This is a genomic window from Nocardia sp. NPDC059154 (assembly GCF_042755705.1).
Lineage (GTDB): Bacteria > Actinomycetota > Actinomycetes > Mycobacteriales > Mycobacteriaceae > Nocardia.
Genome location: NZ_JBHZCS010000018.1, coordinates 75543 through 90500 on the forward strand (window position 1 = coordinate 75543; position 14958 = coordinate 90500).

The window sequence follows — 14958 nt, forward strand, 5'->3', positions numbered from 1 at the left end:
CGGGAACGCCGCGATGTACGCGCTGTACATCGGTGTCGGCAGTGTCCTGCTGCCGCTGCAGATCGAGCACATCGATGCCGCGTCGAAGGTCGCCAACCTCGGTCTCGTGGTGGCGTCGGCGGTGGTGAGCTTCGGCGGGTACCCGCCCCTATTCCTGGTCGGTGGCCTGCTTTCGGTGCTGGGGGGCGGCCGCGGTTGTGCCGATTCGGGCGGTGCGCTGACATTCAGTGCCGGAGTTTCGGTGGGGCTATGGATATTCCTGCTTGCATGCCAAGATCAGGTAATATCTGGCCACACTGAAAGGGGCTGCACGGCAACCCTTTTGCACTCTTGATCGACAGCTAGGCGGGTAGGGGGTATCCGGGGGACAGAACTCGAGGCTTCAGCGAAGTTGTCGAGGCGCAGGGGCCGCTCGTCGACGCGGTGGGGGTGTTGACGGCGAAATGACAGGGGCCGGCTGCGCCACCGATCGTGCACGCGATGGATGACGCCGGCGTAGCCGTCCTCCGCGACGTGGTGACCAGAAGATTCCGCAGCATCGTCTGCCGCTCGCACCAAAGGAATCTAGAGTGTCCGAAAATTTCCCGGAACATCCCGCCGCTCTTTCTTCCACTCCCACCGACCTTTCCCTGCTGTTGCGCCCGGCCCCGCCCGGGGCGCCCACCGACATGGTGCGCATGCAGCCGCGCAACGGCTACCTGCTGTGGGCCGACCTGCCACCCGTTCTCGTTCTGGGCAGCTCCGGCGGCTCCGGCGCGACCACCACCGCGCTGGGCATCGCGGGCGCGGCCGCCTACGACTACGGCGAACACTCGCCGATCGTCGTCGATGCCACCACCACCGGCGGCGACCTGGCCGCCCGCGGGTGCGACACCATCGATGCCGCGGGGACCGTCCAGTCCTGGCTGAGCATGACCCACCGCAGCCTGCCGTCCACCGTGATCGACAGCTGCGGCGAAAACAGCTCCGGCGTAGGCGTATTGCCCCGCGGCCCCGAGGCGCTGCCCCGCCGCGAGACCTACTCGTCGGTGCATCGCGACCTGGTCGAAGCCGGCTGCCTGCCCGTCTACGACGGCGGCGCGCCCGTCACCAACCGCATGGTCGCCCCGCTGCTGTCGGACTCCCGGATCTCGCTGGTGATCACCCTCGCCGCCCGCCCCGACGCCGTGAATCGGCTCAAACCCGCGCTGATCTGGCTCGACGACAACTACAGCCAATACCACCTGGCCGAAGCGGTCATCGTCGTCACGCGTCAGCACCCGAAGGACGGGCCGCTGGTCACCGAACACGTCCGCAAATATCTCGGCGACGTGGTCCGGGCGGTCGCCGAAATCCCCTATGACGCCCACCTGGGTTCCGGCGGCCCCATCAGCTGGCGCCGCCTGGCGCCACCCACCCGCGCCGCCTACCGCCAACTCGTGAACCTGCTCCGCTAGTACCCGACATTTCGAAATGCCTGTGCGGCTTGATCCGTCGGCGCGGCTCTTGCTGGCAGGATTACGCCATGAACGCATTCGAGGTGGCGATGACCGTTCGATTGCGGTGCAGCCGCTGAGAAGTTCACGATGTTGGCGTAATTCCCTGTTCGAATGCATCTCACGAGACATGGATTCGAGGGCATATGACGAATGCTCGGCGGTTACAGCGGCAGGTTGATGGTGGGGGACATGCGCGTTCGGCAGCGAGAACACGATTGCCGGCGGGAGCGACATACGTCGCATTCCTGCTGACGGCCCTCGGCCTGGTGCTCATCGGGCCGGTAGCCGCAGGTTTCCTGATCGAGGCGAGCGGGGGTGGGGCCACCGGGCCGGGGGCAATCGCGGCGCTGATCGGAATGGCGACCTTCACCGCACTCACGCTGGGGGCCGGATCCTGGATGTTCTGGACGGTCAGGCGCAGCCCGGCCCCGGGATCACACTCGGGTACGTGATCGGCGCAGCAGAACGACTGCCCCGACGACGATGACGATGCCGACCGCGAGGAGGACCGAACCGAACACCGCGAGGAACCAGGTCTGGCCGGAGAATGCGGCAATGGTGCCCGGGACCGCCAGCCAGATGACCGTGCCGAGGATGGCGGAGAGCCATTCCGCGGGGCTGCGGCCGAGTTGCCATCCCATCGTGGCCAGTTCCGATTTGATGGACTCGCCGATCCGGTCGGGATCGCGGTTCCAGTGGTGCGGGGCCTCGCCCTCGCTGTTGGGCCAGTAATACCGGAAGAACTGTGCTCGGCTGTGCTTTTCATTGAGCCGCAGGGAATAGCTGTAAGGGGTCCGGGTGCGGTGCTTGTCGTAGGGCCGTTCGACCCGCAGGCCGTCGTGGACCGAGCGCACGGTGTAGGGGCTGCCGTCGAGCACCATCCGCAGGCGGCTCTCCAGCAACAACTTCGCCGACGGAATTGGATAACTCACAAGATCATCGTAATCTAACCGAGACCATTTGTGCGGCAATCGAACTGGCGAGCATGAATCCATGGCGTGGCATTTCCGAATGCGATTGTCTCTCGATGCAATGCGGCGAATTATCAGCCCTGGCCGCGGAAGGTGGTGAGGTCGATGGCATCGGCCATGGCCTGGTATCCGGCCGCGTTCGGGTGGAGGTTGTCGGGGCCCGCATAGCGCGGGGCCAGGACGGAGGGGTCGGCCGGTTCGCGGAGGGCGGCATCGAAGTCGATGACGCTGTCGGCGAGCTGCTGCCCGCGGATCCAGGAATTCAGTTGCCGGCGAACGGGGTCGGCGGTGGGGAAGGTGAGGATGCCGTCGTTGAGGGCGTTGGCGGCGGGCAGGATGGTGCCGAGGTGGACTCGCAGACCGGCGGCGTGGAGTCGGTCGATGAGCTCGGTGTAGCCGCTGACCAGCTGGTTGTAGTCGGCGCCGATCGGGATGCCCAGGTCGTTGATGCCCTCGAGGATGATGACGTCGGTGACGCCGGGCTGGTCGAGCACATCGCGCTGGAGCCGGGCGGTGGCGGCGGGACCGAACTGGGGGATGAATCCGTCTCTGGTGACCCTGTTTCCGGAGATGCCGGCATTGACGACGCTGTAGCGCAGACCGGCCTGATCGAGCCGCCGCTGCAGGAAGTCGGGGTAGCGCTGGGCACGGTCGACCACCCCGGGGTCCTGCGGGAGGCCCAGGAAGTTCGAGGCGACGTAGCCGTCGGTGATCGAATCACCCAGGGCGACAATGGTGCTAACCGTTCCGGGCGCTCGGACATCGAGACCGGACAGGAACGGCATCGAGGTGGTGTGCAGCGGCAGACTCGCCCCGGCGGGGTCGCCGGCCGTGTCTCCGGCGAACGGGAGACTGTAGAAACTGGTGGCGTTCGCGTCGAAATGCTCGGTGGGCAGGACATCCGGGCCGGCGACGTAGACGCTCACGGCCAGGGGCTCGAAAGCGCCGAAGGACAGATCGACCGGATCGCTCACGACCTCACCCCACGCCGCGGCCGTCACGCTCGGGCTGCCGTCGAAGGTCACCTCGCGCATGGATTCCGGCTGTACCGCAGCGCCTTCGGACTGCTTGGCGATGGTGACATGAGCGAACTCGACCGGCGTGCGGCGGGTGCGGTTGGTGAGGTGGATCCGCACCGTCGCGCCGCCCCGATGCGGCGTCACGATCAGCCGGTAGGTCTGGTCGGACAGGTGCAGCTGCGGCGCCTCGGACGGATCCACGACGCCGAACGAATCCGACGACGCGGCCACCCAACTGCTCACCCAGTGCCCGCCATCGCCCGCCTCGCCTGCGGATGGCTCGGCCGCAGCCGGAACGATCCCGTGCCAGGCCATGGCCGCCAGCATCGCCACCGCCACCGCGCCACCCCTCCTGCCGGCGTTTGCGAGACCAGACGGAGAGGTCGGGCGGCATCGCGGTGTCATGCTGGCCGACCCTAGCAATCCCTGTAATTCCTTACAGAGTTTTCGGCAAGAAGATCAGCTCACCGACAATGCCTCGCGCAGCACCGTATCGAAGCCGATCGGCTCGCGGCCGATCAACTCCGCCAATGTCGGGTCGACCGTGGCGAATTCACCGGCTCGGGCGGCGGCGAAGATATCCACCATCATGTCCGCCTGCCATAGCGGGACGCCGTAGCTCACCATCTGCTGCCGGAATTCCTCGTCGGAAACGGTGACGCGCTTGATGGTTCGGCCCGTGAGCTCGGAGGCGAGGGCGGCGACCTCGTCGAAGTCCACGGCCTGTGCGGCGGTCAATGGCGGTGTGGGACCGTCGAATCGACCTTCCTCGGCGAGGATCGCCGCGGCGGCGTCGGCAAGGTCGGCGTGCGCGGTCCAGCTCACCGCTCCATCCGCGGGCAGCGCTAGCTGTCCGGTCTCGGCGGCCTGGCCGAAGAACCGCAAGGCACTGGCCGCGTAGAAACCGTTGCGCAGCGACGTGAATGGCACGCCGCGGACGAGCAGCGCCTCCTCGTCGGCGGCGTGGTCGCGGCAGGCCTCGAAGCGGGAGGCTGGGCTGGCGCCCATATGGCTGGTGTAGAGGATGCGGCGCGCGCCTGCCGCCGCGGCGGCGTCGATGGCTGCGCGGTGTTGTCGGATGGCCTCCGCGCCGAGCTTGTCGACCGAGACGACGAGCACCTGGTCGGCGCCCTCGAAAGCGTGGGACAGGCTGTCGGGGTCGGTGAAGTTGCCCTGTCGCACCCGTACTCCGCGGTCGGCGAGGTCCTGCGCCTTTCGCGGGTCGCGGACACTCACACCCACCTGATCCGCGGGCGCCCGCATCAGCAGGCTCTCGACAATCCGGCGGCCCAGTAGCCCGGTGGCTCCGGTCACGATGATCATGCTGTTCTCCCTGTCGATTCCAATGGAAACGCTATGGCGATAACAGTGATACTTCCGCTGGAAACAGTCAAGCGTTATCGTTGATTCATGACATCGCCCACGTCACGTACGAGCGCCACGACCAACGTCGAATCCGACGGCACGGCGTCGGCTCGCGATCAGCATCGGCAGCGTGTCATCGAAGCCGCGGCCGATCTGCTCGAGCGTGGGGGCCGGGACGCGGTGACCACTCGCGCGGTCGCCGACGCGGCCGGGTTGCAGCCACCGGCGATCTACCGGCTGTTCGGTGACAAGGACGGGCTGCTGGACGCCGTCGCGGAGTACGGTTTCGCGAAATTCGTGGCTGGCAAACGCATCGACCCCGACCCGGCCGATCTCATCGAAGACCTCCGGACGGGGTGGGACCTCGCGGTCGAGTTCGGCCTGTCCAACCCCGCGCTCTATACCCTCATGTACAGCGAACCCGCCGGCGCCGAGTCGGCCGCGTTCCAGGTCGGACTGGAGATCCTGCGCGGGCGCGTCCGTCGGCTCGCCGCGGGCGGCTGGCTACGTGTCGACGAGCAGCTAGCGGCCGGGATTATTCACGCCACCGGCCGGGGTGCGGTCCTGACCTGGCTGTCGCTCCCGGAAGCCGACCGCAATCCGGCCCTGCTCACCGCTCTCCGAGAGGCCATGGTCTCCGCGGTCACCACCGAACAGCCTGCCGTTCGAGACGCCGGCCCGGCGGGCGCTGCTCGCGCTCTGCGCGCCGTCCTCCCCGAAGAGACAACGCTCACCACCGCCGAGCAACACCTACTCCGAGAGTGGTTGGACCGTCTCGCAACCGACCACTGACCGCGCCACGCAGCGTGGTCGGGGCTCGACCAGGCGCTGCCATCCACTCGTCGACCCCGAAAGGGGTTGCGCCTCAGCGGTTTCGTGAGGGGGACCAGGGTGGCGATGGCAGCGGTGGAGACGGCCGGGCACCCGTGGAGCAGCCCAGGACCGGGACGTGGTTCACGATCAGCTGCGAGATCGACGCCGAGGGCGCCTTCCGCGCGGAATTCGACTATGACGGGGAACCCGCCTCGCTCGGCGCGATTCCGGAGCATTACGCCCGGGAGATGGAGTGGTTCCCACGGGATCCCGAGCACATGCCCGGCTGGCTCACCGACATCCTGGACCGAGTCCCGAACGCGTACTTCGCTATCCACGCCGAGCCCGGCGAGCAATACGGGGATGGAATCGGCCCGGACCCCGGGGAAGTGGCCGCCGCATTCCGCCGGTCCGGCTGGTCGGTTCAGCCGGCCGAGGACTATGAGTTCGTGGTGAGCACCGATTGGGTGACGCTGCGGTCGATGACCGGCTACCGGCTGGTCCGGCTGGCCGGAAAGATCGAGCCGGACCGATGGGACGAGCTGGTCTCGGTGTTCGCGGCGCAGGGCTGGAAATTCGGTGGCGAACTCTACGACGGCGACACGATTCTCGCCAAGGTCGAGCCTTAACCGATGTTCTTGGCGAGCAGGAGGTCGAGCACCCGGGTGTATTGGTCGGGGAAGTCCATGGGGACGATTCCGTAGTGGGCGGACTGGGTGGTGTGGGTGGTGAGGTAGTCGGCGAGTTTGGGCATGATCGCTGCCGCGTTGTCCTTGGGCCAGGCATTGTCGGCGAAGCTGGTGAAGTTGATGTACTCGAGGGTGTTGGCGGGGTCGGCGGCGGCCTTGTCGAGACAGGCTTTGACGTAGTCGAATTTGTCGCCGCCGGAGGAGCCGAAGTTCGAGGAGCCGGAGTCGAGGCCGGCCAGGCCGTGGTCCTTGTAGTGGTCCTGTAGATAGATCCGGTCGGTGCTGAAGACGCCGTTGTCGCCGCCGGGCCATTGCAGGCAGCCCAGGGAATTGGCGAACTGGGCGATGAGGACGATGCGGCCGCGGGCCTCACCCAGCGCGGGGAAGCGATTCTCCAGCCAGAACAGTGAGCGGTAGCCCTTGGTGTCCAGGTAGCCGTTGAAGATTCGCGCGAAATCGGCGCCCACGTCGTTATTGGTGCCGTCCTCCTTCTTGACCCGCATGACGAGGACTTCGCCGGGATTGCCGGCCAGGAAGGCCCGGCACTGGTCGAGCACCGTATCGAAGGTGATGCCCTGGTAGAAGGCGCTGTGGTACACGCCGAAGGAGTCCGCGGTGTGGTCCTGCAGGCCGTTGCAGCGGATGTCCAGGAAACGGATGCCGTGCGCGAATTGGTCCGGGAGCGACCAGTTCTGGGTGTGCGCCCACTCGGTGCCGTTGGCGGCGCTGGTGCAGCAGGAGTCGTGGGTGCCGGGGATGGTGAGGCGCAGCAGCGAGGTGGCGTCGGGGAGCGCGGACATCCATGCCTGCGGTGGTGCGCCGACGGTTCGCGCGTGCGGGATCGCCTGCGCCGCAGGGCTGCTCAGGCCGGTGGCGAGCGCGCCTGCGGCGGCGGCCAGGGTGGTGCGGGCGAAGTCTCGGCGGGTCAAGCTCATAGAGCGGGGAGCCTAACCTGGACATTGGACCAACATCGCCGTTTTACCCGAATTGGGTGATCAGCCCGGTTCGGTGGTCAGGGTGATTGTGGTCCAGCCGCCCACGTGGATGCGGTCACCCTCCTGCAGTGGCACAGGCGTCTTCGGCGGGATGGGGTGCGGGCTGTCGTTGAGACAGGTGCCGTTGGTGGAACCCAGGTCGGTGACCGTGAGCGTCCCGCCGTCGATGTGCAGGATGGCGTGCGAGCGCGAGACCGCGATATCGGCGGGCGCGACCGAGAGGTCGATATCGGGTTGCACGCCCTGCGAGACGCTGCGCTTGCCGATCAGGATATTGGGCCCCTGCAAGGGGATTCGGCGGTCGGGGTAGTAGCCGGGGAAGTCGACCCGCTCCAGATCGGGACCCTTCTGCGCCTGCATGCGCGCGTAGTGCGCCCGGTCGGCGGAAATGGTGGCGACCCAGACCGGCGCTGCGGCTCCGTTCTCGACCGCCCCGGACTCGCCGCCGGTCGTCGCCGGCTCCGCGCTCACCGCTGGTGCGAGCGGAGGCGGCGGCAGCGCCGAGTCGTGTCCGCAGTTCTCGCAGAACCGCCCCTCCGAGGGCGCCCCGCAGGACGGGCACACCGCGAGTTGCGGTGCGGCACCACCGAATTGACCGCCCATCGGCGCACCACAGAAATCGCAGTAGTCGGTGGCGGTGGTTTCGTGCCCCTCGATGCAGAGCGCCATCACGGCTCCTTGCGGACTCGGGCGGTCTTGGTGGAGCGGACGTCGAGGGCCATCTCGTCGGCGGGATCGATCTTGTTGCGCAGGCGGATGGTTCCGGTCCGCTCGTCCACCACGTCGACGACACTGAGCAGCAGCTTGGCGGTGTTCTCATTGCCCGACTCGCTGGCCAGGTGGTACGCGCGCTGGAGTTTGGCCGTGGCCGTGGCGAAGTCGCCCTGCTTGCGCGCGGTCAGGCCCTCCTGAACGGTCTGGGCCAGCTCGGCCTGTCCGGTGTAGTGCGCGACCCGGCGGCTGATGATCGCCGACTTGTCGGTATCGGTCGTCCAGGCCGCCTTGACCAGACCCTGCCCGAGCACGTCGCCCTCGGCCAGCACGCTCACCCGCGCGGCCAGCTTCTCCCGATCCGGCGCCGCCGGCTCCAGCTCCAGCTGGATGTGATAGTCGCGATCCTCGGCGCCCCAGGAGCCCAGCGGATATTCGCCCACCTGCGGCCCCACCTCGGTGCGTCGCGCGGTGAGATCCTCGATGAACGGCGCGACCTGCTTGAGGAACACGATCTTCGCGCCCACCGGTGTCCACACCCGCATGGTCAGGTCCGGAATCGCCTTCTCCATCGACGATTCCATCGTGGCCGCGAAGTCCTGGGCCAGCAGGTCCGCGGTCGCCACGGTGTCGATCGTCCCGTGCAGCGCGGAGGCGATGGGGCGCACCTCGTTCGGCTCCCAGTCCACCCCGACGCCACGGCAGTCGCAGGTGAAGACACCGATGGACTGGCGGATCTCCTCCGCCAGCCGCTCGGGCGTCTCGTGCTCGTTCTTGCCGTCGGTGAGCAGGATCGCGTGCACCATGGCCCCCGGGTGCTGCTGGGCGATCAGGCGTGACAGTCCCAGCCAGGTGCCGATCGCGGTGCCGCCGTGCGGAACCAGCTTGTCCAATGCTCGCCGTGCGTTGGCGCGCTCCTGCGGGCTGGCCACCGCCGAGGGCCCGCGATGCGGAAACACCACTTGCGCCTTGTCGGTACCCTCCACGATCGCGAACCGGGTGCCGTCGGGCATGACGTCCAGCGCCGCCAGCGTGGCCCGCCGGGCGCCCGCGAACTTGTCGGCCGCGCCCATGGACCCGGAGGTGTCGATGATCAGGATCTCGACCCGCGGCGGCGGCGCCACCGACACCACCAGATCGCCGGTGGCCTCGACGGTCACGATGGCGTCGACCGTGCGCACCCCCTCGGCGAGGAATGCGTTCTGGTCGATGGCTACCGAAATGCCTTGGTTCTCAGCGGAAGTCACGGTGTGTCTCCTGATGGTGCGAGGGACGGGACGGGTACGAGGGCGACGGTGATGTTGTCCTTGCCGCCCGCACCGAGCGCGTGCTCCACCAGGGCGCGCGCGGCGGGCAACGGCGCCAGCGAGCCGGTGAAGCGGGACAGGGCCGCTGCCTCCGGGAGGTAGTTCCACAACCCGTCGGTGCACACCAGCAGCACCCCGGGCGCGTCGGTGTGCAGGGTACGCACGCAGGTGGGCGACCACTGGTGTTCGCTGTCGGCCCCCAGCCAGCGGGTGAGCACGTGCGCGTGCGGGCCGTCCATGGCGGTGGCCGCGTCCAGCACGCCGTTGTCGACCATGGCCTGGGCGAGAGAATCGTCGACGGTGAGCCGGTCGGAGTCGTCGCCGCGCAGCCAATAGGCGCGGCTGTCACCGACATTCGCGACGGTGATGTCCGCGCCGCCCTCGGCGTCGAACTGCACGATCGCCGAGACATAGGTACACGACGGTGCTTTGCCGTTCGGCGAGCCGACCGCCTTGACCGCGTCGGCGGCGGCGGTGAGCCCTGCCATGACGCAGTCCTCGGCGGGCCGGTCCGCAGCGAGGGCGGCCAGGCAGGCATCCAGCCCCGCCCGGGCCGCGGCACCCGAGGCGGCCTGCGGATCCTCGGAGGTCGACACCCCGTCACAGACCGTGACGACCGCGGCGGCCGGACGATTCGGCACCGCGCCCTCCAGCACCGCCGCCGCGACCGCGTCCTCGTTGCGGGCGTGCAGCAGGCCGCGATCGGTGATCAGGCACGCGGTGCCCAGGTCGAACTCGAAGCGATCCCGCTCGGGCCCGAGCTCACCACAGGTGGCGCAGTAGCCGTCCGGGTCGAATTCGCTTCCGCCGCAGCCGGTGCAGTCGGGCGGCGGACCGGATTCGACGGTGGCCGTGGTGCCGGTGGGTGCGAGCCGGGCACTGCGCGCCGCCTCGGCCACCGGCACGGTCGAGCCGGAGCCGGGCCGGAATTCCTTGGGCGGCAGCGCGATCACCCGGATACCGAGTTTGCGGCCGCAGGCCTCGCAGAACCGGTCGGTGTCGGCGACGAAGGTGCCGCAGTGCGGGCAGCGGGCCGTCACAGCAGCGTCCTCGGGCGCACCGCATTGGCCTGCTCCACCAGGGCGATCCGTTCCCACATGTCCTCGGTCTCGTGCGCCAGGTCGCGATAACAGCGTTCCAAACCGGTGCGTACCCCTTGTTGATCGAGCGCCACCCCCAGCAGCGGGGAGTGGTCGGTGGGCACCCTGCCCAGGCGCAGCCAGCGCAGCGCCGCGTCCAGGACTCGCAGACGGGCCTGCGCGGCACGGCGTTTCGAGTCGAGGGTCAGACCATCGATGCGTTTGCCGGCATCGCGAACCAATTGTTCGGTCAGCTCGGCGGGCTCGGCGACGGCCAGCAGCGTCTCGACGGCGGTGACCCCGGCCTCGGTGTGCACCGCCGAGGCGGCGTCGACCTGATCGAGCACCGTGACCGCGCCCGCCCGGTCGCCGGTCGCGCGCCGCAGCCGGGCCGCGCCGAAGGCGGCGCTGGTGAAGGAGCGGTCGGTGCGCCAGACCAGGTCGTAGTAGCGGGCGGCCCCCTCGCGCGCGGTCTCGGGGTCCAGTCCGTCCGCGGCCATCAGCTCGGCGGTGACGGCCAGGGCCAGCTTCGGGGCGGCCTCGCCCGGCAGGGCGCTGTAGAGGGCGTCGAATTCGGCTGCGGCGGCGGGCCAATCGCGCTGCAGCAGGCGGGCCAGGCCCGCGAACCAGGTCAGCCGCCAGTCGCCGGACAGCGTCTCGCCCACCGCGTCCAGCCGGCGCAGCGCGTCGTCCGGATCGCCGAATTCCAGTGCGGCGCGGATCAGCCGGAGCGGGATCTCCACCGACTCCTCGCGGCCGGTGACCACCGACTGCAGGCCCGCGGTGATCTCGCGCTCCAGGTTCTCGGGCGTGACCGCGCTGGTGGAGGCCAGCAGTGCCGCGCCGCTGTCGCTCGGGTCGACCAGCGGAACCGGCAGCGCCGCAATGAGGGCGCGGGGATCGCCGGGCAGCTGGTCACCGACGCCGAACACCCCGCGCGGCGGGCCGAACCGGGTGGACAGTCCCGGCCGGGGCCGCCCGTCCTCGGTGGCCAGCACCTCGCGCAGAATGCCGGTGAGCTGATCGCCCATCTCGGTCATGGAGGTGAAACGCGCGTCCGGCTCGATATCGGTGGCGCGCACCAGGAATCGGTACAGCGATTCGTGGCGGGCCAAGAGCGGTTCGAGCTCGGGACCGGGCAGCGGGCCGAGTTCGTTGTTCACCGGCGGGATCCGCATGATGAGCGCCGCCAGCGTGCGGCCCACCGTGTACACCTCCGACGCGACGGTCGGCCCGGTCTGCGCGATCTCCTTGGCCTGGTAACCCGGTGTGCCGTAGATGGTTTCGCTCTGATCGTGCAGGCCGACGACCGCGCCGAGGTCGATGAGCTTGAGCTGCTCCTCGGTCTGCATGACATTGTCGGGTTTGAAGTCGCAGTAGGCGAGCCCGCGGTCATGGAGGTACTCGAGCGCGGGCAGCATCTCCAGGATGTAGGCGATGGCCCGCGCGGGCGGCAGATACCGCTGATCGGCCGTGCGCTGTTCGCGCAGCAGCTGTTTGAGCGATTTACCGCCCACGTACTCCATCACGATGTACCCGACCGGCTTGCCGTCCGGCCCGGTGTCCTCGGCGAAGTTGTAGATCCGCACGATATTCGGGTGATCGACCTGCGCGAGGAACCGCTTCTCCGCCACGGCCGCCCGCATGGCGTCCGCGTCGCCGGTATTGAGCAGGCCCTTGAGGACTACCGGCCGGTCGTCGACCTTGTGGTCCACGGCGAGATAGATCCAGCCCAGGCCGCCGTGCGCCAGCGGGCCGAGCACCTCGTACTGGCCGCCCACCACATCCCGGCCGGACAGCTTGGGGGTGAAGGAGAATCGCGTCCCGCAGTGGGCGCAGAAGCCCTCGGCGCGACCGGGCTGACCATTGCGGCTGCGCCCGACCGGCCGATTGCACCTACCGCATTCGCGATGGTTCTCCGGCACCTCCGGATCGACGAGCACGGCCTCGGCCGGATTCCGGCGCGGCACCGACGGCACCTTGACCATGCCCGCACCGAGCCGGCCGCGGCTGGCCCCGGAGGCTCCCGACCGCCCGGTGCGCACCGAGCGCCCGCTGCGGGAGGACCGGCCGCTGACCGTCGATCCCGTGCTCATCGCCGCCGCGTGCCCGGTGTCGCGCGCGGTGGTGGCCGGCGCCGACGGCGACGCGGGCGCGCTGCCGCACACATCGCAGTAGCCGTCGACAATCGTTCCGGTGCAACCGGGTTCGGCACAGCGGTCGGAGCCGACGACAGCGCTCGCCGCGCCGGAAGCGCTGGTCCCGGTCGACGTGGTCGGCCCGCCCCCGGTGGCCGCGGGCGCCGCGCTCGGGGCGGTGCCGCAGACGGTGCAGTAGCCGTCCTCGATGGTCCCGGTGCAGCCGGGCTCGGTGCAGTTCATGATCGCCTCCCCGATTTCTGGTCGATGAGCTGGCGGTAGTCGGTGATGGCGCGGGTGACCGCGGCCAGATCGCAGGGCCGGCGCGAGAGAAGCCCCGCGGCGATGCGGGCGGCGGCGAGCACATCCTGATCCTCGGCCACCCCCAGCCGGGCGGCCTTGGCACGGTAGGAACTGAACCGCCCCTTCAGTTCCATCCGCCGATCGAGCAGCCCCTGCGCGAGTTGTTCATTGCGGGTCGCCGCGTCGAGCGCCCCGGTGATGCGTTGCCGCAGCTCCCACAGCACCGTGGGCACGGGCGGATTGGCTTCCAGCGCGGTCAGTTCCGCGCTGAACACGGCACTGTCGTCCGGATGCCGGGGGAGTGGCGCGGCCAGAATGGTGTGCTCCACCTCGGCGCGGGCGCGATCGGCCCGCTCGTAGGTCTTGCGCAGCGCCTCGACCCGGGCCCGGGACCGTTCGATCGCCGCGTCCCAATCCGTCGAGATGGCCCGCAGTTCGGTCAGTACGGTCGCGGCCTCGCGCATGCGCCGGGACAGCTCGCCCAGGCGACGGTCGAGCGCATCGGGTGCCAGGGCCAGGGGATCGGTGGCGACCTGCATGGCGAGGGCATCGATATCGCTTGTCAGCGACTGCAATTCGGGAATCGACATGCCGGTGCGGGTCAGCTCCGCCTGCAGCGGCGCGATATCGGTCATCACCCGGGTGTGCACCGCCTCCACCGCGTCGAGCACCCGCACCACGGTCGGGAAGGCCGCGCGCATGCGGTCCAGCATCTCGGTGATGCCGATCAGTTCGATCTGCTCGCGCGGCCCGCCCAGCGAACGCTGTGACATCGGAATCGTGCTGCGCGACACCTCGACCGGCTGTCCGCGCAGCAGGCGCGTGAGCTCCTCCCGGTCCAGCGCGTCCAGGCGTCGCCGCCCGCGCGCGGTCCGGGCCTGGTCCAGCACGGTGCCCAGCCGCCCGAAGTCCTCCCACATGAGTTCCAGCGCCGCCCGCGCCGGCGCCCAGCGCTGTTCGGTGACACCGGTCGGCGGGAAGCGGCGCAACAGCACCAGCCCGGGATGCTTGTCCAGTTCCACCAGGGTCGCGGCGATGGTCTCGATTTCGCGTGCCCGCTCGGCGATTTCACGATCTATCTCGGCGACGCTGAGAATGTGCCCAGGATTCTCGTGCATGACCGGCTCAGTCGCTGTACTTGGGCGCCGGGGGACCGTTGGACGGCCCGAGCACGCTCAGCCGCTGGTTGTAGATCCGCTGCCAGGTACCGTCGGCGCGCACCCGCTCCAGCACGCCATTGACGAACTGCACGAGATCCGTGTTCTGCTTCTGCACTCCGATGGCGTACACATCGGTGGCCATGGCGTCGCCGACCACCTCGAGATTCGGGTCCTGGATCTTCAAGCCGTACAGCAGCGGCAGGTCGGTGCTGGCGGCGTCGACCTCGCCCTGCTGCAGCGCGGTCAGGCAGTCCAGCCAGTTCTCGATCCCGATCACGATGGGGCGCTGGGGAAGTGCGAACACCGCGTCCAGCGTCGTCGAGTTGGGGATACCGCAGACCTTCTTGCCGCCCAGATCGGCCGCCGAGCGAATGCCCGAGCCCTTGGTCACCAGCACCCGCTGGTCGGTCTCGAAATACACGGCGGAGAACTGGACCTGCTGGCGGCGCGCGCAGGTCGGCGTGAAGTTCTGCACGACCAGGTCGACCTCGTTGTTCGCCAGCGCATCCGCGCGGTGGGCGGAGTCGATGGGATGCAGGTCCACCCGGCCCGGGTCACCGAACAGGTCGCGGGCGATCTCGTGGGCGAGATCGATATCGAAGCCCTCGAGCTCGCCGGTCGACGGATTGCGGTAACCGAACAGGAATTGGTTCTGGTCCACCCCGATCCGGATCTTCCCGCCGGCGACGATGTTCGCCATCGTCGACCGGGCGGGCATGGACCCGGGCTGCGGTTGCGGACTCAGCGGCCGCAGGCTCGCGGTCGGGTTACAGGACTGGTCGGCGCGCTGATTGGGCGCGGTGGCGAGGACGGTGGCGCCCGCCGGCAGCCGGCTGCCGGACGGCAGCTGGAAGGGCGCGGCATCCGGCGTCGACCCGCACGCGGCGGCCAGCAGCGCCACGGCTGCCACCATCAGCATCCGCATCCGCT

Annotated in this window: 15 protein-coding genes; 5 read left to right on the plus strand and 10 right to left on the minus strand. The window is 69.1% G+C overall.

From position 1 onward, the window contains the following. Positions 1–13 precede the first annotated feature (13 nt). From ACFXN1_RS17645 to ACFXN1_RS17655, 3 genes are all read left to right on the plus strand, one after another. On the plus strand, positions 14–334 hold the full coding sequence (locus ACFXN1_RS17645) for a hypothetical protein (RefSeq protein ID WP_379439731.1): 321 nt from the start codon (positions 14–16) through the stop codon (positions 332–334). Between the two features lie 235 nt (positions 335–569). Next, entirely contained in the window at positions 570–1436 is an 867-nt protein-coding gene (locus ACFXN1_RS17650) for a MinD/ParA family protein (protein WP_379439732.1), read from the plus strand. 257 nt (positions 1437–1693) lie between these two features. Continuing rightward, complete coding sequence (locus tag ACFXN1_RS17655) at positions 1694–1930, plus strand: hypothetical protein (RefSeq protein ID WP_379439734.1); 237 nt, start codon at positions 1694–1696, stop codon at positions 1928–1930. Here the strand turns inward: ACFXN1_RS17655 and ACFXN1_RS17660 are convergent. From ACFXN1_RS17660 to ACFXN1_RS17670, 3 genes are all read right to left on the minus strand, one after another. Continuing rightward, complete coding sequence (locus tag ACFXN1_RS17660) at positions 1913–2410, minus strand: hypothetical protein (protein ID WP_379404286.1); 498 nt, start codon at positions 2408–2410, stop codon at positions 1913–1915. The genes ACFXN1_RS17655 and ACFXN1_RS17660 overlap by 18 nt on opposite strands. Positions 2411–2523: 113 nt before the next feature. Beyond that, entirely contained in the window at positions 2524–3807 is a 1284-nt protein-coding gene (locus ACFXN1_RS17665) for a GDSL-type esterase/lipase family protein (RefSeq protein WP_379439735.1), read from the minus strand. A gap of 120 nt (positions 3808–3927) precedes the next feature. Beyond that, positions 3928–4791, minus strand: a complete 864-nt coding sequence (locus tag ACFXN1_RS17670) for an NAD(P)H-binding protein (RefSeq protein WP_379439737.1) — start codon at positions 4789–4791, stop codon at positions 3928–3930. Between the two features lie 87 nt (positions 4792–4878). Here ACFXN1_RS17670 and ACFXN1_RS17675 point away from each other — a divergent pair, with 87 nt between their 5' ends. Together ACFXN1_RS17675 and ACFXN1_RS17680 are read left to right on the plus strand one after the other, a co-directional pair. After that, a complete protein-coding gene (locus ACFXN1_RS17675; protein WP_379439738.1) occupies positions 4879–5625 on the plus strand; it encodes a TetR/AcrR family transcriptional regulator in 747 nt (248 codons plus the stop codon). Between the two features lie 134 nt (positions 5626–5759). Then, positions 5760–6275, plus strand: a complete 516-nt coding sequence (locus ACFXN1_RS17680; protein WP_379439740.1) for a hypothetical protein — start codon at positions 5760–5762, stop codon at positions 6273–6275. On the opposite strand, the gene ACFXN1_RS17685 is transcribed toward ACFXN1_RS17680, so the two are convergent. From ACFXN1_RS17685 to ACFXN1_RS17715, 7 genes are read right to left on the minus strand one after another with little or no spacing between them, the layout of a single operon-like run. Continuing rightward, on the minus strand, positions 6272–7270 hold the full coding sequence (locus ACFXN1_RS17685; RefSeq protein WP_379439741.1) for a phosphatidylinositol-specific phospholipase C: 999 nt from the start codon (positions 7268–7270) through the stop codon (positions 6272–6274). The genes ACFXN1_RS17680 and ACFXN1_RS17685 overlap by 4 nt on opposite strands. Positions 7271–7330: 60 nt before the next feature. Then, complete coding sequence (locus tag ACFXN1_RS17690; protein ID WP_379439742.1) at positions 7331–7999, minus strand: FHA domain-containing protein; 669 nt, start codon at positions 7997–7999, stop codon at positions 7331–7333. Further along, positions 7999–9288 carry a VWA domain-containing protein gene (locus ACFXN1_RS17695; protein ID WP_379439744.1) on the minus strand — a complete coding sequence of 430 codons (1290 nt, stop codon included), beginning with the start codon at positions 9286–9288 and terminating at the stop codon, positions 7999–8001. The genes ACFXN1_RS17690 and ACFXN1_RS17695 overlap by 1 nt, the downstream gene beginning before the upstream one ends. Continuing rightward, complete coding sequence (locus ACFXN1_RS17700) at positions 9285–10388, minus strand: zinc ribbon domain-containing protein (protein ID WP_379439746.1); 1104 nt, start codon at positions 10386–10388, stop codon at positions 9285–9287. The genes ACFXN1_RS17695 and ACFXN1_RS17700 overlap by 4 nt, the downstream gene beginning before the upstream one ends. Further along, positions 10385–12808, minus strand: a complete 2424-nt coding sequence (locus ACFXN1_RS17705) for a tetratricopeptide repeat protein (RefSeq protein WP_379439747.1) — start codon at positions 12806–12808, stop codon at positions 10385–10387. Before ACFXN1_RS17705 ends, ACFXN1_RS17700 begins: the two co-directional genes overlap by 4 nt. Continuing rightward, a complete protein-coding gene (locus ACFXN1_RS17710; protein WP_379439748.1) occupies positions 12805–13986 on the minus strand; it encodes a hypothetical protein in 1182 nt (393 codons plus the stop codon). Before ACFXN1_RS17710 ends, ACFXN1_RS17705 begins: the two co-directional genes overlap by 4 nt. A gap of 7 nt (positions 13987–13993) precedes the next feature. Further along, positions 13994–14953, minus strand: coding sequence for a glutamate ABC transporter substrate-binding protein (locus tag ACFXN1_RS17715; protein WP_379403605.1), 960 nt, complete (start codon positions 14951–14953; stop codon positions 13994–13996). Between the last annotated feature and the right edge of the window lie 5 nt (positions 14954–14958).